Annotated in this window: 18 protein-coding genes; 11 read left to right on the top strand and 7 right to left on the bottom strand. The window is 28.5% G+C overall.

All coding sequences use genetic code 11. From position 1 onward, the window contains the following. Positions 1 to 175: 175 nt before the first annotated feature. The gene (locus AXG55_RS11280; protein WP_148698219.1) at positions 176 to 700 is read right to left on the bottom strand and encodes a peroxiredoxin; all 525 of its coding nucleotides are present in this window, start codon (positions 698 to 700) and stop codon (positions 176 to 178) included. Positions 701 to 1,392: 692 nt separating this feature from the next. On the opposite strand from AXG55_RS11280, the gene AXG55_RS11275 reads away from it, so the two are divergent. Further along, positions 1,393 to 3,543 carry a glycosyltransferase gene (locus tag AXG55_RS11275; protein WP_148698218.1) on the top strand — a complete coding sequence of 717 codons (2,151 nt, stop codon included), beginning with the start codon at positions 1,393 to 1,395 and terminating at the stop codon, positions 3,541 to 3,543. Between the two features lie 76 nt (positions 3,544 to 3,619). On the opposite strand, the gene AXG55_RS11270 is transcribed toward AXG55_RS11275, so the two are convergent. The 4 genes from AXG55_RS11270 to AXG55_RS11260 all read right to left on the bottom strand — a co-directional run bounded on the left by AXG55_RS11270 (position 3,620) and on the right by AXG55_RS11260 (position 6,638). After that, positions 3,620 to 4,993, bottom strand: coding sequence for a hypothetical protein (locus AXG55_RS11270; protein ID WP_148698217.1), 1,374 nt, complete (start codon positions 4,991 to 4,993; stop codon positions 3,620 to 3,622). A gap of 163 nt (positions 4,994 to 5,156) precedes the next feature. Further along, complete coding sequence (locus AXG55_RS14895) at positions 5,157 to 5,318, bottom strand: hypothetical protein (RefSeq protein ID WP_233231175.1); 162 nt, start codon at positions 5,316 to 5,318, stop codon at positions 5,157 to 5,159. A 181-nt stretch (positions 5,319 to 5,499) separates the two neighbouring features. Then, complete coding sequence (locus AXG55_RS11265) at positions 5,500 to 6,336, bottom strand: IS3 family transposase (RefSeq protein ID WP_148696237.1); 837 nt, start codon at positions 6,334 to 6,336, stop codon at positions 5,500 to 5,502. Between the two features lie 14 nt (positions 6,337 to 6,350). Next, entirely contained in the window at positions 6,351 to 6,638 is a 288-nt protein-coding gene (locus AXG55_RS11260; protein WP_148696238.1) for a transposase, read from the bottom strand. Positions 6,639 to 6,714: 76 nt separating this feature from the next. Here AXG55_RS11260 and AXG55_RS11255 point away from each other — a divergent pair, with 76 nt between their 5' ends. Together AXG55_RS11255 and AXG55_RS11250 are read left to right on the top strand one after the other, a co-directional pair. Beyond that, positions 6,715 to 7,281 (top strand): substrate-binding periplasmic protein, encoded by a 567-nt coding sequence (locus AXG55_RS11255; RefSeq protein ID WP_148698216.1) that lies wholly within the window; start codon positions 6,715 to 6,717, stop codon positions 7,279 to 7,281. 28 nt (positions 7,282 to 7,309) lie between these two features. Beyond that, on the top strand, positions 7,310 to 7,576 hold the full coding sequence (locus AXG55_RS11250; RefSeq protein WP_148698215.1) for a hypothetical protein: 267 nt from the start codon (positions 7,310 to 7,312) through the stop codon (positions 7,574 to 7,576). 105 nt (positions 7,577 to 7,681) lie between these two features. Here the strand turns inward: AXG55_RS11250 and AXG55_RS11245 are convergent, their stop codons facing one another. After that, complete coding sequence (locus tag AXG55_RS11245; protein ID WP_148698214.1) at positions 7,682 to 8,923, bottom strand: acetate kinase; 1,242 nt, start codon at positions 8,921 to 8,923, stop codon at positions 7,682 to 7,684. Positions 8,924 to 9,399: 476 nt separating this feature from the next. Here AXG55_RS11245 and AXG55_RS11240 point away from each other — a divergent pair, with 476 nt between their 5' ends. Beyond that, positions 9,400 to 10,158, top strand: a complete 759-nt coding sequence (locus AXG55_RS11240) for a hypothetical protein (RefSeq protein WP_148698213.1) — start codon at positions 9,400 to 9,402, stop codon at positions 10,156 to 10,158. A gap of 2 nt (positions 10,159 to 10,160) precedes the next feature. Then, entirely contained in the window at positions 10,161 to 12,137 is a 1,977-nt protein-coding gene (locus AXG55_RS11235; protein WP_148698212.1) for a S8 family serine peptidase, read from the top strand. A 62-nt stretch (positions 12,138 to 12,199) separates the two neighbouring features. Here the strand turns inward: AXG55_RS11235 and proC are convergent, their stop codons facing one another. Next, the gene (gene proC, locus AXG55_RS11230; RefSeq protein ID WP_148698211.1) at positions 12,200 to 13,087 is read right to left on the bottom strand and encodes a pyrroline-5-carboxylate reductase; all 888 of its coding nucleotides are present in this window, start codon (positions 13,085 to 13,087) and stop codon (positions 12,200 to 12,202) included. Between the two features lie 203 nt (positions 13,088 to 13,290). Here proC and AXG55_RS11225 point away from each other — a divergent pair, with 203 nt between their 5' ends. From AXG55_RS11225 to AXG55_RS11200, 6 genes are all read left to right on the top strand, one after another. Beyond that, complete coding sequence (locus tag AXG55_RS11225; RefSeq protein ID WP_148698210.1) at positions 13,291 to 14,028, top strand: SCO family protein; 738 nt, start codon at positions 13,291 to 13,293, stop codon at positions 14,026 to 14,028. Between the two features lie 39 nt (positions 14,029 to 14,067). Then, on the top strand, positions 14,068 to 15,528 hold the full coding sequence (locus AXG55_RS11220; RefSeq protein ID WP_233231174.1) for a glycosyltransferase family protein: 1,461 nt from the start codon (positions 14,068 to 14,070) through the stop codon (positions 15,526 to 15,528). Next, entirely contained in the window at positions 15,506 to 15,793 is a 288-nt protein-coding gene (locus tag AXG55_RS11215) for a transposase (RefSeq protein ID WP_148696238.1), read from the top strand. The genes AXG55_RS11220 and AXG55_RS11215 overlap by 23 nt, the downstream gene beginning before the upstream one ends. Before the next feature lie 14 nt (positions 15,794 to 15,807). Next, complete coding sequence (locus AXG55_RS11210; protein WP_148696237.1) at positions 15,808 to 16,644, top strand: IS3 family transposase; 837 nt, start codon at positions 15,808 to 15,810, stop codon at positions 16,642 to 16,644. A 442-nt stretch (positions 16,645 to 17,086) separates the two neighbouring features. After that, positions 17,087 to 17,791, top strand: coding sequence for a matrixin family metalloprotease (locus AXG55_RS11205; protein ID WP_233231173.1), 705 nt, complete (start codon positions 17,087 to 17,089; stop codon positions 17,789 to 17,791). A gap of 369 nt (positions 17,792 to 18,160) precedes the next feature. Then, the gene (locus AXG55_RS11200; RefSeq protein ID WP_148698207.1) at positions 18,161 to 19,036 is read left to right on the top strand and encodes a hypothetical protein; all 876 of its coding nucleotides are present in this window, start codon (positions 18,161 to 18,163) and stop codon (positions 19,034 to 19,036) included. Positions 19,037 to 19,095 lie beyond the last annotated feature (59 nt).

Here is a 19,095-nt window from a genome sequence, read left to right as displayed (position 1 = left end):
AAATTAAACTTAATTATAGATGTATTTTGTACTATTGTAATTAAGTTATTAAAAAACCAATCTCATCATACGTCTAGTGAAGATAAAATGGGCTTAGATTTATTCTTAACAGCTTCTCAAACAGCTTATAGTAACTTTGAATTATCAAAAGTAAATTTTAACAATTTAACAAATTTTATTTTGCTGCACGCAATTGTTTTATTTTAACTGAAACTTTTTTCGCATCAAGTGCAGGATCTACATTCTCTTCAATGCTTCTAACTATTAATTTATCATCAACAATAAAAGTAACTCTTTTGGACATAGTCAAAAGAGGCATTTTTGTTCCATAGGCTACCGAAGTTTTACCATCTTCATCGCTTAACAGATCAAAATTCAGATGATGTTTTTCATAAAAATTCTTTATTGATGTAACACTGTCAGTACTCACACCATAAACAACCACACCTTGATTTGTAATCAGCTTAATGGAATCTCGAAAAGCACATGCTTGTGTGGTACATCCCGGTGTTCCCGCTTTGGGATAAAAATAAACGACCGTCCAAGTTTTATCTTTATTTTCTTTCAATGAAATCACTTTGTCATTTTGATTTTTTAATGAAAATAAAGGAGCTGGCTCTCCAACATTAAGTGCAAAACAATAATCAGATACGAAAACTCCTATAGAAATAGAGATTAATAGCTTTAAAAATCGGCTCATTTCTGTTTCCTTTAGAAATAGGTTAGAAAAATCGACTGCTCTTAAAATTATTATGAATCTTTAAGACGAGTTTAAAAAATATAATGAACTAAATAATAAAAATTTTCAAGAAGTATTGATCAATGTTCAAACCTACTTGGTAAAGGCTTTGATATTCTCAATTTTACTTGCATACCTTTTGGTAGAGATTTTCTGAGAATCGCTTTGTTGGAGTACTTTCATGGCAGATTGAATAAATATAATTTTTCTTTACTACTTTAATAGTCTTTCTTGCGAGAATATCATTATAATAATATAGCTAATAATAGCATATTTTATAATAATATGTTTTTTTAAAATATTTTATAAAAATTTAAAATAATTAATTACAAAATTAAATTTTAACCGTAAACTCTCATTTTTTAGCTAACTCTTTTTATCTAAGAAAGAATATTTAATAGATTAGCTAGCTGATACTTATATCATAAAAAGAGCGCGAAATTATAAGAAAATTTAATTTGTGATTGAGTTTGCCTATACTTTCCCGTAAGAACCATATCCAAACTGTCACTTTATACGGTTTGAAAAGGAGCTTGAACGTGACCGAAAATCCCAGTAAGCCTAAAGAAAATATTGTTAAAAAATTTACTTTAATCATTTCTCAACTGAATTGAGAGCCAAAACATAAATTACAAAAAAGGGAGAGTAGCTTTATGAAAATAAGATATGGAATAATAACATTATTAGGATTATCTAGTTTAGCATATTCTTGTAGTAAATCAGAAATTTTAAATACTCCTATAGAAGAAAGTACTAAAGATAAGACTGCAAATACAATTCTATTATCTAGGTTAGATGAATTAATAGATAAAAAAGAAGAAAAAATAAAACAAAGTGATTTTAACTTTTATTCTATTAATGATCAAGATTTAGTAAATTTATATGATAATTTATTACTAAAAAAAGATAAAAATAAATTATATCTTAAATTAGCTTTTGAAATAAAAGATGAAATTATAAGAAGATCTTCTATTGCTTATTCAAATAATGAATCTGAAAAATTAAATTTATTTTCAAAATTGGATTTTATTAAATCGATTGATTTTTCAAAAGAAAATTTTCTACATCTTGTTTGCGATAATTGTAAAGGTAGTGAGTTTTTAGAAAAATCTTATATTAAATCTGATAACTTAAAAGAACCTGTTAAAAATGATCATTATATTAGAGTTGTTTTAGGCGCATTTGAAGCCCCAAATGCTCGTTTAGGCGGAATTGGTGAATATATATATGGGATATTAAATGCGGAATTAGACTCTCTGAAAAACTCGGCAGCTTCAGATAAAATTGATGCTGCTTTAGTTTCTCCATTTTATGATATATTAAAATCTCAATATTTAAATAAAGTAACTTTTGTGGGTTTTCTTCCGCATTATTTAGATGGAAAAATATATAAGTCAACTATTTATAAACTTATTGAAAAAGATTTGATTCAATATCTTGTTCAACCAGATCCTACTTTTAGTTTTACAAATACTAAAGGAAATATTCTTTCAGGATGGGATATTTTTGATATTGTTAATCAAAGCAAAGTCTATTCTGTATTTGGAAATAATGTAGGATGGTTATATTATACTGGTGCTTTAACAAGTTTTGCAACCTTTTTTAAAGGTGAGTCTGGCAATGAGTTTTTTGACGTTTTACATATAAATAGTAAAATCATTTCTATTGCAAATCCTCTTCAATTAAAATTAAATGATAAAAGAGCTGCTGTTTCATTAGCAAAAGTAGGAGTTTTATCTACAATACATGATAATCACCCTGGAAATACAGGCGATTTAAAACCTTTTGAAAGACTTGGCTTAGAAAAACCATTAAAAACTAATAAGTACAATAGAGTCTCATTAGCTGTTGAAACAAGTCATATGGTAAATTTTGTATCCAAAACAACTGAAAGTGAAGTCACTAATCCTAGTTTTTGGCCATCAACTGAAAAAGATATTTCAAAGGCATTTAAAATAGCAAAAAGTCAAGGTCGATTTGTCGGAATTAATAATGGTATTTTTTTCAAAAATTTTGATATCACTTCGACAGAGATTTTGGGTAATCAAGTGGTAGCAAAAGATTATTCCAACTATGAAATGCGGAAAAAAGAAACTAAAAAAATTCTATTTGATAATGGAATTATTGGTTCTCCAACTTTGCCTTTATTTGTTTATGTTGGAAGATTTGCGGATAATAAAGGGATTGATGTATTAGCTGAATTTGCGAAAGATATTGTAACAAATCATCATGGACAAGTTGTCGTCATGGGTACTACGGGTGGCAAGTTGCCACCCGAAATTCTTGCTGTTCAAGATGTCGCAAAAGATCTTAAATTTAAAGGATTGATTAAATTTTATAAAGACTTTGATAAAGATCAATTGGCCATATTACCTTCTGTAGGGGCTTCTAAAGGGAGATTGATTCGCTTTGCGTCAGATTTTACTTTAGTACCTTCTAAATTAGAAGCAGCAGGTCTTGTTCCTGCTGAAGGTCTCAGCTTAGGAAGTGCGACAATTTCTTCTTATAGAGAAGGATTGATTGACCAATGCACAAATCCCTTTGGTAAAGGCTTTGATATTCACAATTTTACTTGTATCCCTTTTGAAGTAGATTTAAAAAGCACTTCAAGCACTATTTTTAATTTAAAATCCAGTGTAAACGATGCTTTAACTCAATGGAATTCCTTATCAGAAGTTGAAAAAATAATAGTTCAAAAAAAATTAATCACCAATGCAAAGACTTTTGATTGGAATGCCCCTGGTGGCTCCTTTGAACAATACGTAAAACTCTTCAAAAAAACAATAAAAGAAGCGAATAATTAAATTTCACAGGTGTTAAAATTACTACATATTACATACAAACTGTCGTATACGGGTCTTGATTTTATAGAAATTTAAATTATTTAATAAAACAACTTCGGTTGAAGTAATTTTTAAATGACTTTTGTGCTTCTAACCTTATATTATTAATGGATGAAGGATTAATGTGTTTAAAGAAACTATCGTAATATGCTCCAAAATAAGCGTTGTTAGCATTTAGTTCATCATATTGTTTGAAATAATATTCAAATTCTATTCTTTCACTTTTTTCTTCAGCTGTTAACTCTTGATATTTTTTTTCTTTTCCATATTCAGTAGCAAACACAAACCGTTTTTTAGGAGATGTTTTTGAATCAGAATCAAATTTAAATATTTTAGTCTCAATGGAATCCCATTTAAAAGTGTCAGTAATTTCGTTGTTTTCATCAAGAGGTCGAATTTCTTTTGTAATCAAATTTAAATTATTTAATGTATTTTTCGGAAAATAATTGATAAGATATTTATATTCTGTATCGTGTTGCTTTAATAAGGCATTATAATAAATTGCAATGAGTTTCGCAGTAGACAAAACCTCTTGTAAGGAATGCCCTGTATCTATTGATAAAATAGACCATGCTTGCAGAAGAAATAAACGCATCTCTTTTTCTGAAAGATTTATATTATACGCAAAAAGTGATGTTATTGCTAAATTTGTTGAACCAGAAAGTCCGCAAGCAATTGGAATATTTTTAGCATGAATCGATTTAGAGTAAAGGGTCACATTGGGTTCTACAAAACAATGAGCTCTTTGATTTATCCATCCCAAAGAACCGGGAGGAGCTTTTAATTCTTCAACATCAAGATCGGAAATACCATATTGCAATGTTTGCTCATACTTAAAATCTTTTCTATACCCTCTCAATGGTAGTATAAAAGCGCGAAATGAATATTCTCTTTCATTCTTAAAAATAGCTGTAGAATTTATTAAGCCAACTCTATCACCTGTGCCTTTGAAACTATCACCTAAGCTATTGGATATAATATAGTCATATTGTAAAGAGGAATCAGGGTTTGGGTTTATATATACTATACCATTAATAGTTATTGGTAAGCCAAGTACATAGGTTAATTTTTGATTTTTATTAGCATTTGCAGGTAGGTCATTAACAGTTTGATATTTTTGTCTTTGTAAAGAAGGATAAATAATTTTATCGTCTTTTAAATTAATCCAATTATTTAAAAATTTATTAAATTCATCTTTCATTTCTTGTCGCATTTCAGTAATAATTTTAAGGTTTATTAAAGAAAATTCTTTGTTTAATTCATGGTTTTTTCTGACATTAACCGCAATTAAAGATTCATAAACTTTATTTAAATTTAAATCATTACAATTCTGGGCGCATTTAGAATTATCGGAAGGTGTGTATGTATTTCCAAAAAAATCAACTTCTGTATTTGAACTATGATTTTCCATTGTTTTAAAAAAATTTTCTTCCAGAAACATTTAGACGAAGATCAAAAAACTCTTATTCCTGCCTTAAGCTGATTCTGTATTGATAAGGATGGGGTTTGAAGCATATCGCCTCCATATAATGAAGCAGAATCATCTGTTCCTGGAATAGAAAGGTGATTGAGTTTTATCTTTCCATCAATCCTTTTGAGTGATCATATTGAATAACATTTGGAGGAGATCCCATAGTCACATTGTTTTCAGCATGTGCTTTATAAAAAATGGAAATTAATAAGTAAATACTAAAAAATAATATGAAAAAAATAATTAACTTGAAACTATAATTCATATTAAACTCCATAAAAATCTATAATTTCTTTTAAAATCTATATTTTTATTCGGATATTTATTAATAAAATTAAGTGTTTTTTTTATTGTTATTTTTGTGTAAATTAATTACTAATTAATTAATAAATAGTGACAAATAGATTAAATGAAAACACCTGGTGTGATCCCCGAAAAGTGGACGGTTAAATTTCATAATTTTTTTCATACTCTAATGGTGCAAGATAATCAAGGGCAGAGTGCGCACGAATTCGATTATAAAACACCTCAATATATTCTATAATCGAAGATTTTGCTTCTTTTCTAGTAAGAAAATTGCATCGATGTACCAATTCTTTTTTTAGAGTGGAAAAAAATGTTTCTGTAATAGAATTCTCATAGCAGCTATTGCTCATGCTTTGATGAAAATGATTTAATTTTAAATATTTTCTAACTTCTTTACTTGAATATTGTGATCCTTTGTCACTATGAAAAATTATTCCATTTGGAAAATGAGATCTTTTTTTGTATGCCATGTTTAGTGAATTCAAAACAATTTCTCTTTTTAGATTATCTTGCATGCTCCAACCAATTATTGCTCTTGAAAAAGTATCCAATATTATGCACAAATAAACCCAGCCCTCTTTCGTTGGAATATAAGTAATATCGCTGGTCCAAAGTTCGTTGGGCTTATAGGAAGTAAAATCCCCTGAAATTAAATTCGGAAAATGTATCGCTTGCCTATCAACCTTTGTTGTTGTTTTAAATTTAGGTTTGCCGACCCCATTCAGATTTAGTTTCTTCATAATCTTGGATATTCGTTTTTTTCCAACTTTAATAAATGACTTTTTAAGTGTTGATAAAATTCGCCGTCTTCCATATGTACCCCTTGAAGAAGTATGTATTTTTTTTATTTCTTCTTCAAGGCTAAACTCAAATTGATGATTTTTATCTTTACACTCAAGCCATTTATAAAATCCACTTTTAGAAACGCACATTACTTTGCAAAGTAAAAGAATAGGATAATTAAGCTTCTCTAGCAATATAAACTCGTATTTTAATCGAGTTGCTTTGCAAAGAAGCTTGCCGCCTTTTTTAGGATTTCATTTTCCTTTTTTAAAAGCTCGTATTCTCGCTTTAGCTTTTTCAATTCGTCAGAGTTTTTCTTTATATTTGAATTTTCCTTTTCGCCAATAGAACGCTTCCAGCTATTCAGAGTGGGGTAGGAAACCTCAAACTCCCTAGCTATCTGAGCCATGCTTTTAGGGCTATTTTCTAAGACTTCAAGGACTTGGTTTTTAAACTCAAGAGAATATTGACTTTTAACTGATTTCTTCTTTACCATGGGACAACCCTTCTATATGAACGCCTAAGTTCATAGCATATTGTCCACTAAAAGGAATCACTTTAGGGGGTTATTAATGACAATAATAAGAATAAATTTAAAGATAAGAAATATTGTTCTTTTTTTATTTTTAATAAGTGCTGTTAATGCTAATTCTTTAGAATCTAATATTAAGACAATTAAAATTGCTTATTATCAAGACTATCCTCCTTTATCTTATACTGAAAACAACAAAATTAATGGAATTTTTATTGATATAGCAGAATTAATTCTAGGTAAAAAAATGGGGTATAAAGTGATTCAAGAAGGTTTTCCTTGGGAGAGAGCTCAAGAAATGGTTAAAAAGGGTGAGTTTGATGCTCATATCACTTTATTTAATAAGAAAAGAGATGAATTTCTTTTCTTTCAGAAAAATACATCTTACGAAGCTTCACTAGGCTATGCTTATTCAATAAAAAGTCCAAAATTAAAAGAAATTGAAAATATTAAAAGTATTGATGATTTAAAAAAAATTCGATTAATCGACTATATTGGTAATGCTTGGACTAAGGAAAATTTATATATAGATGAAAAAAGTAGAGAAAATGTATATTTTTTACCAAGTCTGATTAATACCCTTAAAATGCTAAATGCTAAATGCTAAATGCTAAATGCTAAATGCTAAATGCTAAATGCTAAATGCTAATAGAGCAGATGTTTTTCTTGGAGCTCATGAAATAAATATTAAATATATAATAAAAAAAGAATTATTAGATAATATTAAAATAAAGAAAATTGCATTTATAAAGCAAAATAAAAGTCTATTTAAGCTTTGTATTAGAAAAAATTTTCCGAATGCACAGAAAATTCTTGATGAATACGATAGGAAAATTGAAGTAGCTATTAAAAATGGTGAAATTGATAAAATTTTAATGAAGAAAGATTATAATTTGAAGTGAGGGTGTAATTGATTTAATTTTTTTATGATTTAAGAAAGTGATGATATTTAATAATTAAATATCATCATTAAAATATACAATGAGTTATTTTGATTTTCATATTTATTAAACGGGCAGGCCTGCCACGCATCTAAAAGTATCGCGGGCGATCATAAGTTCTTCGTTTGTTGGGATAACCCAAACTTTTATTTTGCTATTCTCTGTAGAAATATTTCCTTCGGCTCCAAAGCATTTTTGTTTATTTGCTTCTTCATTTAATTCAATACCAAAAAACCCTAAATCAGTACAAATTCTTCTACGTACTTCTGAAGAGTTTTCACCAATACCACCTGTAAATAAAATAGCATCGGCTCCGCCCATTTGTGCGAGGTAAGCACCAATATAGTGTTTAATTCTCATGGTAAACATATCGATGGCGAGAGTGGCACGTCTGTCGTGGTGTTCTCTTTCTTCATCAAGCAATTCGCGCATGTCATTTGTCAGGCCTGATATTCCTAAAAGCCCAGATGCTTTATTTAATAAAATATCTATATCTGATAAAGAAATTCCTTCTTTATGAGCTAAAAATTCAGGGATAGATGCGTCAATATCTCCAGCGCGTGTTCCCATAATAAGTCCAGCTAAAGGAGTGAAGCCCATAGAGGTATCAAATGATTTACCACCTTTAATAGAGCAAATAGAACAGCCGTTTCCTAGGTGAATAGTGATTAAATTTAATTGATCACGCTCTAAGGAAACAATACGACGGTAGCGGTAGCTTACGTAACGGTGTGAAAGGCCATGAAAACCATATTTACGAATACGATAGCGGCGATAGTATTGGTAAGGTAACGCGTATAAATAATTTACTTCAGGAATTGATGAATGAAAAGCGGTATCAAATACGACAGCATGGGGAACTTTTTCACCGAAAAGCGCAAGAGTGGCTTGTATGCCTTTTAAATTTGCAGGATTGTGCAGAGGTGCGAGATCGATACAGTCTTCAATTTCTTTTAAAACACTTTTATCGACAAGAACCGATTTTGAAAACTTTTCGCCACCATGAACAACACGGTGACCAACCGCATGAATATCGGAAAGGGAAAATATGCCCTCGATATTTAAAGTCCCTGAAGTGATTTTACGAAAAATATAATCGAGAGCTGCGGAGTGATCGCGAATAGCGATGGATTCTTTCACTTCAATTCCGTTGGTGACAGCAATTTTGGCAAGTGCTTGTGTGCCAATGCGATCGATCAAGCCTTTTACTTTTACCTTATCGCTTGAACCGTCTATCATATTTTGATCGGTTTCAATGATTTGGAATTTAAGGGATGAGCTCCCGCTGTTAATGACTAGAATATTCATAATTTCAATTGCCCCTTAGCTAAATATTTCAGCATTTGGTAAAAATCAGAGATATAAAAAGATAAGTTCTATCTTTTTATATCATATCTATATGGTTTAAAGGAAAGAGGAATATTAATCTATTTTTTTTTAATAATATTTTTTAAGTGATTTTTTTGACAAATGATATAATGAAATAATTATTTAATTTTGGTTCCTTCCAGCAGATTTTCCAAGGCCAGCTCCGTCGCATGCTGATGAGCGTGGGCATAACATAAATATCCACTCCGATTCAATTTTGCACTGTGACCTCGAGAATAGATAAGATTACAAAAAGAAAATATATTGACGTTTTTAATTTTTCATAAAAATTGACATATTAATTATTTTTAATATGATCTTGCATTTTTGATTGAAGCTTGGATTCTTATTGAGAAAAATAAAAAAAAAAATATAATTCCGAATATATGTAATTGAATCAAAATAGGAGATATATTGTGAAAGTTAAAAAAATAATATTATATATATTCACTGTTTTTTTATTTTTATTATTAATTTTTTATTTCGGGAAAAAAGATAAATTTTCAGAAAAAGATGAAAATAATATAGCTAAAAATAATCTGAAAGAAAATAATGATTCAAATAAAATTTCGACTGAAAAAGGTGATATTATAAGTAAAAAAAATTCAATTAAAGAAAATAATTTAAATAAGAAAAATGAAATAGATGTATTTGGAAATTATTTGAATTATGATGAAAATAAATATGTTAAAACAACTTATAAAAGTCAAAAAGATTTCTTTAATTTATTAAAGAAAAATTCATTAACAAAGTTATCCAATAATTCAAAATTTTATTTTGTAGATAATGTCACTGTAATTAAATTAAACAATATTAAAAATAAAAATAAAGAGTATTTGTGGCAAGATAATGACAATGTTTATAAATCATCTTCAAATTCCTACCGAAACTTAAATTATGACAAAAAATTATTAGTTATAAATAAAAATAATGACACCATTTTTTATTCAAATGGTAGTTATATTATAAAATATAAAAATCAAATTGGAGACATTCAGTATTTTCAAAATGCTTATCATGTAAAAATAATTAAAAATTTTCCAGACGATAAAATGATGTTTTTAAGAGCAAAGAAAAACTCTAATTTATTAGAAATATTAAAAAATTTAAAATTAAACTCCTCATTAGTTTCCGTTGAACTGGATTTAGATATTCCATCTGAAAAGGAAATATAACAATGATTATTAGAAAGTATATTCAATTTTTAATCATATTAATAACAATAGAGTCTTGTAGTAATAAGATTCCAAATGATGTTTTATCAAATAAAATTTTGTTAAATGAGGATTCAAGTAGTAGGAGTTTAGGCAATAACGATCTGAGTAAGCAAAATAATAACAAAATTATATACGATCAAATGTGGCATTTGCATAATACAGGACAAAAAGCCTACTCGGATAATGAAGCAAAGCCAGGGGTTGACTTAAATTTATCAAATGTAGTAGAAACGGGAAAAGACGTAAAGGCATTAATTGCAGATAGTGCTGTAGATTTCAGTCATTCGGATTTATTAAATAAAAATATTAAAGCTGGTTCTTTAGATATAAGAGATCCTTTAGATATAACAGGTCCTAAATTTACTTTAAAAGATAGTATAGAAATTACAAAAGACACGAATGCCCATGGGACAGAAGTTGCTGGAGTTATAGGGGGTTCTATAAATGAAAAAAATGGTTTTCGAGGTGTTGCCCCAGGAGTAAAAATGGGAAGCATTAATGTATTAGAAAGAAATTCCGTGCTTTCTGAAGATGAAAAAGAGATATTATTACAATATCTTGGAAGAAATTATAACTTTATTAATAGGAGTTATGGATTCCATTGTTTTAGTTTCACCTCAACATATTATAAAACAGAGTTTGATAAAAATATTAGCAATCAATTATCTGACAATATTATTGTGGTTCAAAGTGGAGGCAATAGCTCATTTTGCACAAATTATATTGAAGCATATGCTAAAGAAAACAAAATAGATCTTATGGATGTTTTTGATAATATAGATCCTCTTAATGTTACAGCAATGCAAATAGAAGTTTTTAAAAGAATGCGTGCTCATCAGTCTTCTTTTGATTACGTCAAATCTACTCCAACTAATATTGTTGTTGCTGCTGCTACTTCTCATGGAGAGGCGAGTTCCTATTCAAGTGTGGGGTCTGATATTTGGATTACAGGATTTGGAGGTGGTTATAGAATGCGCAAAACCTCGGATCCCATTTTTAGAACTTCTGACCCAGAAACAGATCCTGCAATCATCTCCACAACAATCCCAGGAAGAAAAAATTCAAATTCTCAATATGAATTTGATAAAGATGATGAAAAATATCCTGAAAACAGAGGTTATAATTATACTGCTTCGTTTATAGGAACTTCAGCTGCAACTCCTATGGTAAGTGGTGTTATTGCTCTTATGCTTGAAGCAAATCCAAATTTAAAATTATGGGAAATTAAGTATATTTTAGCTAAAACAGCAAATAGAGAAATTTTAGAACCCGATCAAATACCAGGTATTATGAGAATGCTTAAGGTATTAAATATATTTGATTCTTCTAATCAATATTGGGAGCCTTGGTTTAAACAATGGGTAAAAAATAAAGCAGATAATTATTTTCATCATGCTTATGGATTTGGACTCGTTGATGCCTCTAAAGCAATTGCCATGACAAAAGAGATTATGCGAGGTACAAAAAAATATCCCTATGCAGGAAAAAAAATAGAAAACAAAGAAATAAAGCAGGATTATTCTGAGCCAATCCTCATTAATGAAGGTGAAATGAATGAGACATTTACTTTGAATGTTTTAGATAATCTATCAATTCAAGCTATCAATTTACTTCCTACAATAGATGCAGATAAAGCCGATGGCATAAGCATTGAATTGATTTCTCCTAGTGGGACAGTGAGTACAATATTATATCCAGCAAATTCATTAATATCTAATAATACGAAAGACTCAGATATCAGTCGGAAATATCCTGGAAATAGTCTTGATGTAGTAGAAAAGACAATGGGTTATTTAACAAACACTTTTTATGAAGAAAATTCAAAAGGGGATTGGAAAATTAGAATTAAAAATGGGAATAAAAAAGAAAGTACCGTCAATACTAAAGTAAAAGTTTTAGGAATTAAAATGAAAATATTGGGGTTTCCTTTAAAATAACAAAGTAACTGAATTATAAAATGAACGAGGAGAATAATTCAGATTGAGGCTCCTAAATTAATTTATTGTTGTTTTCTTATTTTTTCTTCAACCACTTTTGCCAAAGAAGCGCTTTTTTCTGAAGCTGTGACAACCGCAGAAATAAGCATGGGTCTTAATCCACATTTTTCAAGCTCATGGATGGCGCTTATGGTTGTTCCTCCGGGAGTTGTGACCTGATCTCTTAGAACAGCAGGATGTTCTTTGGTTTCTTGCACAAGTTTAGCAGCACCAAGAACAGTTTGTGTGGCAAGTTCAATGGCAAGCTGTCTTGGTAAACCCATTTTAACGCCCCCATCAGCCAAAGCTTCAATGACCATGTAAATATAGGCAGGTCCACTGCCACTTAATCCTGTGACGGCATCCAGTTGATCTTCAGGGGCAATCCAAGTTTTTCCAACGGCATCAAAAATGAGTTTCGCTCTCTCTAAATAATGTTTAGGAGTTTTGCTACTAGCACATAAAACACTGGCAGAGGCATCGATAGTTGCTGCAATATTTGGCATACAACGGACAACGGGGCAATCATAAGAAAAATATTTGTGGATGAGTTCCGTAGGTGTTCCTGCCAGTATAGAAATAACAAGTGGATTACCTTTGTTTCCTAAAAATACGGGCTTCCAACGTTCCACAGATTCCACAAAATTTTGTGGTTTCACACAGAAAATAAGGGTGTCCTTATCCGAGAGAGGAATGGTATTATTTTTTTCGGTAATGTTTGAATAACTTAAGTAAGTGAGTTTTTTGAAATCAAGACCTGCAGGGTAATTTTCATGGGGTCGTGGCTCTTCTCTATCACAGACAATAATATTAAGCTCTTTTGTTGCGATATTTTGCAGCCCTTTAGCGAGAGCTTTACCTATGTTTCCAAATCCAATGATGACAATATTTCCAGAAAGGTTCTGACTCATTCATGATGCCCTTATAAAACGGGTTGCGTTTGAAATATTAGCGTGGGAAGAGCTTTTGAGCAACATCATTTCTCGCTTTATGATGTGTAAATGTAGATATTACTTTTAAATATGCTATGAAAAATAAAGTGTCATTTGATTTACAAAAATTTAAATCAATGCTTTTTTATGGTGAAGTTGTATAAAAGAAAAAGGAATGAAAAATGTTTATTTCTAAAAAAAATATTTTAAAAAAATGGAAAGTAAAATTTACTTTATTTATTATTCTCATGCAATTTTTATTCTTGCTAAAATCATATGCAGCTGAAGATGATTTTCAAAAAAATATGCCACAAGGAGAAATTTACGAAAAATTAAATCAAAAAATTGATTTAAGCTTAACATTTACAAATCAAGAGGGAAAAAAAGAAACATTAAAGGATCTTTTTAAAAATCAAAAAGTTCTTATTTTAACTTTAAACTATTACAAATGCACAACTATGTGTACTTTTCAATTTGTAAATTTAGCATCAGCTCTAAAAAAATTAGATTGGCCTATTGGAAATGGTTTTTCCATTGCTACAATTAGTTTTGATAGTAGCGACACTCCTGCTTTTGCAAAAGAAAAGCATAAATTATGGACTACTCAAACAGGGCAAAATAACGCAAAGTGGGATTTTTTCGTGGGTGATAATAAAAATATTAAATCCTTAGTTAAAGATCTTAATTTTTATTATGAACTAGATAAGTCAACAGGGGAATATTCTCACGGCGCAGCTTTATTTTTTATAAAACCTGATGGTACATTTTATCGTTATTTATATGGTATTGTTTATGAACCACAAGACATTAAACATGCTTTAATTGAAACATCTAATGGAGAGTTAGGTTCATTTTTAGATAGATTTTTAACTAAATTTAAAAAGTATCAATCTCAAATTGGAAAGTATGCTTTAAATTAATTTTTTATAAATTACTTCTTATAATTCATAGGAGTTAAATTGAAATATATAGAAAATTATTTTAAATTAAAACCATCAGATAAAATTTACTTTTACTTAATTTTGTTATTTGGTTTTATTGCAAATATTTTGTTTGCATATAATACTCTTGGTTATTATCATGCAGATGAGCATTTTCAAATTATTGAATTTTTTAATTCTAAAATCAATAGTATTCCGCCAAGTGAAATGGCTTGGGAATTTTCATCTGAAATTAGACCTTGGTTGCAATCCTTTTTATTATTTATAAGTTATAAATTTTTTAGTGTTTTTGGAATTGAAAAAGACCCCTTTTTTTTGAGTTTTTTGTTTCGCTTGGAATTTTCAGTTTTAGCGTTTTTCGCCCAAGTGACTTTTTCCTTAGCTCTTTTTAAATTTTATAAAAGTAATAATATTTGGAAAGTTTCTATTTTCATTATATTTTTATTTTATTTATTTCCTTTTTTAGCAGCAAGAACTTCTTCAGAGAATTTTTCTACATCATTAAATTTAATTGCGTTATCTCTTCTATTATTTTCGTTAAAAGGCGAGAATATTTCTTTATCAAAATTAGGTCAAAATTTAAATATAGCTCTATATCCAGCATTTTTTATTGGAATTTTATCAGGTTTAGTATTTGAAGCTCGATTTCAAAGTATTTTTATTACTTTTGGATTTATTGCTTGGACATTTTTTAATATTAATAATAAAATTAAGTTTTTATCAATTTTTTGTTTAGGCTATATTTTAAGTATTATTTTGTGTACATTTATAGATTCTTACTGCTACGGGCATTTTGTGTTTACCCCCTGGAAATATTTAGAATCTAATATTTTTCATGGAGTAGCTGCTAAATTTGGAGTATATCCTTTTTATCAATATTTTATCTATCTTTCAAATTATTTTATCACTCCTTTAAATGCATTATTTTTTATATTACTGATTTCTGGTATTTTAATTTATTACAGAAATATTTTTGTTTGGACGATTTTTTCTTATATTTTTATTCATAGTTTGATTGGACATAAAGAAGAAAGATTTCTATTTCCGATTTATATTTTAACTGTCCCAATTGTGGTTCAAGCATTCTTTTTTATAAAAGAAAAATTTAAATTATTTTATATTCATAATAAAAATAAATATTTATTAAAATTTTTAAAGATTTTTAAATTTACTTTCATAACAATCCTTATTTTTTCTGTATTTAATAATTTTTTGGTTTTATTTATTACATTATATGAGGTTAAAAGTGACAGATTTGCATTTTTAAATGATTATGGGTTTTATTATGCAAGAGATGTTAAGGCTTTAAGGTTTTTAGAAGAGAAAATACCTGTTAAAGAATACTATGGTTTCGATCATGATATACAATGTTCTGGGGCAAGTAAAAAAGATAAAGTGATTCCTTTTAGTGGACAATATGCTATGAACTTAGGCGTTCATATAGAAGGGTTGTCCCATGGTAAAGAAGAAATCAGTTAAAAGTCAATATTCTCTTGAGTTTAAAAACCAAGTCCTTGAAGTCTTAGAAAATAGCCCTAAAAGCATGGCTCAGATAGCTAGGGAGTTTGAGGTTTCCTACCCCACTCTGAATAGCTGGAAGCGTTCTATTGGCGAAAAGGAAAATTCAAATATAAAGAAAAACTCTGACGAATTGAAAAAGCTAAAGCGAGAATACGAGCTTTTAAAAAAGGAAAATGAAATCCTAAAAAAGGCGGCAAGCTTCTTTGCAAAGCAACTCGATTAAAATACGAGTTTATATTGCTAGAGAAGCTTAATTATCCTATTCTTTTACTTTGCAAAGTAATGTGCGTTTCTAAAAGTGGATTTTATAAATGGCTTGAGTGTAAAGATAAAAATCATCAATTTGAGTTTAGCCTTGAAGAAGAAATAAAAAAAATACATACTTCTTCAAGGGGTACATATGGAAGACGGCGAATTTTATCAACACTTAAAAAGTCATTTATTAAAGTTGGAAAAAAACGAATATCCAAGATTATGAAGAAACTAAATCTGAATGGGGTCGGCAAACCTAAATTTAAAACAACAACAAAGGTTGATAGGCAAGCGATACATTTTCCGAATTTAATTTCAGGGGATTTTACTTCCTATAAGCCCAACGAACTTTGGACCAGCGATATTACTTATATTCCAACGAAAGAGGGCTGGGTTTATTTGTGCATAATATTGGATACTTTTTCAAGAGCAATAATTGGTTGGAGCATGCAAGATAATCTAAAAAGAGAAATTGTTTTGAATTCACTAAACATGGCATACAAAAAAAGATCTCATTTTCCAAATGGAATAATTTTTCATAGTGACAAAGGATCACAATATTCAAGTAAAGAAGTTAGAAAATATTTAAAATTAAATCATTTTCATCAAAGCATGAGCAATAGCTGCTATGAGAATTCTATTACAGAAACATTTTTTTCCACTCTAAAAAAAGAATTGGTACATCGATGCAATTTTCTTACTAGAAAAGAAGCAAAATCTTCGATTATAGAATATATTGAGGTGTTTTATAATCGAATTCGTGCGCACTCTGCCCTTGATTATCTTGCACCATTAGAGTATGAAAAAAATTATGAAATTTAACCGTCCACTTTTCGGGGATCACACCAGTGAAGTTATAATCGTTACCTTAATTTATTTAATTCTTTTAGAAAAGGAAATAACTATGATATTAGATTATTCTAAAAAAGCAATTGCTTCTTCTACTAATTATAGTCTTAAGAGTATCAATTCTTCAGTCTACACCAACTCCAAATTATTGGATTGCTGCTAGAAATAAAAACAAATATTTATAATTATTGATATAAAAACTGTGACTCTGTCATCTCAAGTCAATCATCGATACAATGTAAACAATTTAGTTGCTACATTAGGTCAAGATAATACTTGGGAAGTGATACCTAATAAATTATTTTAATTAAAGGGTCAGTATTCTTAAATTAGAGAATACACCTTTTTTTATTTAAAAAATATATAAAATTTAAATTTATTTAAAGACTTTAAATTTCTATTTATGAGTTTTTATATGAAAATATTAATATTTATTTATTCAATTATTATATATTCGTGTGATTTAAAAATTAAATATGATGATTTTAATACAAATGGTGATAAACCAATTGTTTTTTCAAAAGGATGGGGTGAAAAATATAAATATCCAATAATTTTAGATTTAAGTAATCAAATTTTAGATGAAGATAAAACTAACTTCAAACAAATTGAGAATGCAGTAAGTACCTGGAATAAAGCCATTGGAAAGAAAATAATATATTTAAGAAGTGGATCTAATAATTTCACTGGCAACTCTTTTAATGATTTGTATTTGCCGTTTTCTCAAAATATAAATGGAATTTATTTTGATCAACTGTCAAATGGAAATGGGGGATGGATTAAAAATACAGGGAAAAGTGCCAATTTAATAGCTACGACTATTTATATTTCAAATGGATCATTTATCATCAAAGCATCCATTCGTATGAATAGAGATACCTATATTTTTGGTGATACAACTGTTCCTTTAAATAATAAAACTCATTTTTATGTTGATTTAGAAAGCATTATTCTTCATGAATTAGGGCATGTATTAGGATTGGGTCATGTCTTGAATGAAAGAGATAGTGTTATGTATCCATATATATCAATTGGTGAAAATAGTATTTCAAATCCGACGACATTTCGTGTTTTATCTGATAATGATATCATTAGAATTCGTTCGATTTATGTAAATTAAAAACTTAGTTATTATTAAATTAATTTAATATTTGAAATTATAAATAAAGTAATTAAATAATTAATAATTATATTTTAGGTGGATCCGCTTTTAGCCCTCTTAAACAGTCTATTAATAATGATATACTTTAAAAATGCAAAGGATATTTATTAATATAATTAATAAATATTATATATCTGTATTTTTTATTTTCTGATTTTTACTTTTTTTAAAATAATATTGATAAATTTTATTTTAAAAAATATTGCAATAATAATCCATTTATTTAATAATAAATGGATTAAAATTTACTAAAATTAAAATAATAAGGAAATTTTTTATGAGAATAATTAAAAAAAATATAAATTCGAGAAGATTAAAATTTTATTTTTGATTTTAAACGTTTTTCTATATCATATATCGGCTAATGCAGTTCCTGCTCCTCAAAAGGAGTATGACATTGATTATTGGAAGAAAATAATTGGAAAAATCAAAGCTGAAGAAGTCAACAGGTGGTGCGAAAATAATTTAAGTCCTTCAAAGAAAGCAGATAATGGAAGAGATATTGAAATTGTCAAAAAATTAGCTACAAATAAAAAATATAAATACATTTGGGATCAAAATACACTACAGGTTTTCAATAAAAATGTGCCATTTTTTTATCTTTATCAAGGTGAAAGCGATGGAGGTGTTAAAGCTTTCTTAAAATGGCGAATAAATGGAAATCAATATCCTAAAGATATAGGTGAAGTAGATTGGAAAGTTATTAACAAAATAAATTTAAATAAGATTGAAAATTCTGGAGGAAGAGATTTGTTTCCAAACTATGGACATTTTGGGGATTATAAACAAGCAAATTTTTATGGAAATTCTAATTATATGCTAAGAATTAGATTGAATAAAGAAATTTTAGATCTTCTTTTTACTCCAGAACTTTTAGCATTAACTTCAAAAAGTATAAACGGTTTTGATTCATTTGGTTGCTTAATTCCGTATGTTCATAAAGATAAAGATGTGAACGCTATATGGAATCGAGCAGAGAACTCACAGGGATGGTTGAATGGTTATATCGGGCTAAATACTGAGCTAAAAGAGCCATATAGTTTTGCGGTTGCTAAGGCCGCTCCTTCTCGTTTTTTGCTTCAAATGATTGCGAGTCGTTTAGAACTTGTTTTTAGAGATACTGGGGAGCCATTTAAAGATGGAAGAAATGCGGAACATATTGCTTATTTAGAATATGTTGATAAATTAAGAGAAAATAATTAAATATACTAATAATTCGTTTACTTAATTTTTTAGCATAGAATTTTAAATAATTATTTTTT

Source organism: Silvanigrella aquatica, from assembly GCF_001907975.1.
Lineage (GTDB): Bacteria > Bdellovibrionota_B > Oligoflexia > Silvanigrellales > Silvanigrellaceae > Silvanigrella > Silvanigrella aquatica.
Note: the sequence above shows the minus strand (reverse complement) of the source record. Positions and strands in the feature narration are given on the sequence as shown.

Excerpts from the sequence above, each read along its gene's own strand:
- AXG55_RS11245 (WP_148698214.1), bottom strand. The coding sequence starts at position 8,923 with ATGAATATTCTAGTCATTAACAGCGGGAGCTCATCCCTTAAATTCCAA.
- AXG55_RS11205 (WP_233231173.1), top strand. The coding sequence starts at position 17,087 with ATGAAAATATTAATATTTATTTATTCAATTATTATATATTCGTGTGAT.
- AXG55_RS14895 (WP_233231175.1), bottom strand. The coding sequence starts at position 5,318 with ATGAATTATAGTTTCAAGTTAATTATTTTTTTCATATTATTTTTTAGT.
- AXG55_RS11270 (WP_148698217.1), bottom strand. The coding sequence starts at position 4,993 with ATGGAAAATCATAGTTCAAATACAGAAGTTGATTTTTTTGGAAATACA.
- AXG55_RS11235 (WP_148698212.1), top strand. The coding sequence starts at position 10,161 with ATGATTATTAGAAAGTATATTCAATTTTTAATCATATTAATAACAATA.
- AXG55_RS11280 (WP_148698219.1), bottom strand. The coding sequence starts at position 700 with ATGAGCCGATTTTTAAAGCTATTAATCTCTATTTCTATAGGAGTTTTC.
- AXG55_RS11275 (WP_148698218.1), top strand. The coding sequence starts at position 1,393 with ATGAAAATAAGATATGGAATAATAACATTATTAGGATTATCTAGTTTA.
- AXG55_RS11215 (WP_148696238.1), top strand. The coding sequence starts at position 15,506 with ATGGTAAAGAAGAAATCAGTTAAAAGTCAATATTCTCTTGAGTTTAAA.
- AXG55_RS11250 (WP_148698215.1), top strand. The coding sequence starts at position 7,310 with ATGCTAAATGCTAATAGAGCAGATGTTTTTCTTGGAGCTCATGAAATA.
- AXG55_RS11260 (WP_148696238.1), bottom strand. The coding sequence starts at position 6,638 with ATGGTAAAGAAGAAATCAGTTAAAAGTCAATATTCTCTTGAGTTTAAA.
- AXG55_RS11225 (WP_148698210.1), top strand. The coding sequence starts at position 13,291 with ATGTTTATTTCTAAAAAAAATATTTTAAAAAAATGGAAAGTAAAATTT.
- proC (WP_148698211.1), bottom strand. The coding sequence starts at position 13,087 with ATGAGTCAGAACCTTTCTGGAAATATTGTCATCATTGGATTTGGAAAC.
- AXG55_RS11255 (WP_148698216.1), top strand. The coding sequence starts at position 6,715 with ATGACAATAATAAGAATAAATTTAAAGATAAGAAATATTGTTCTTTTT.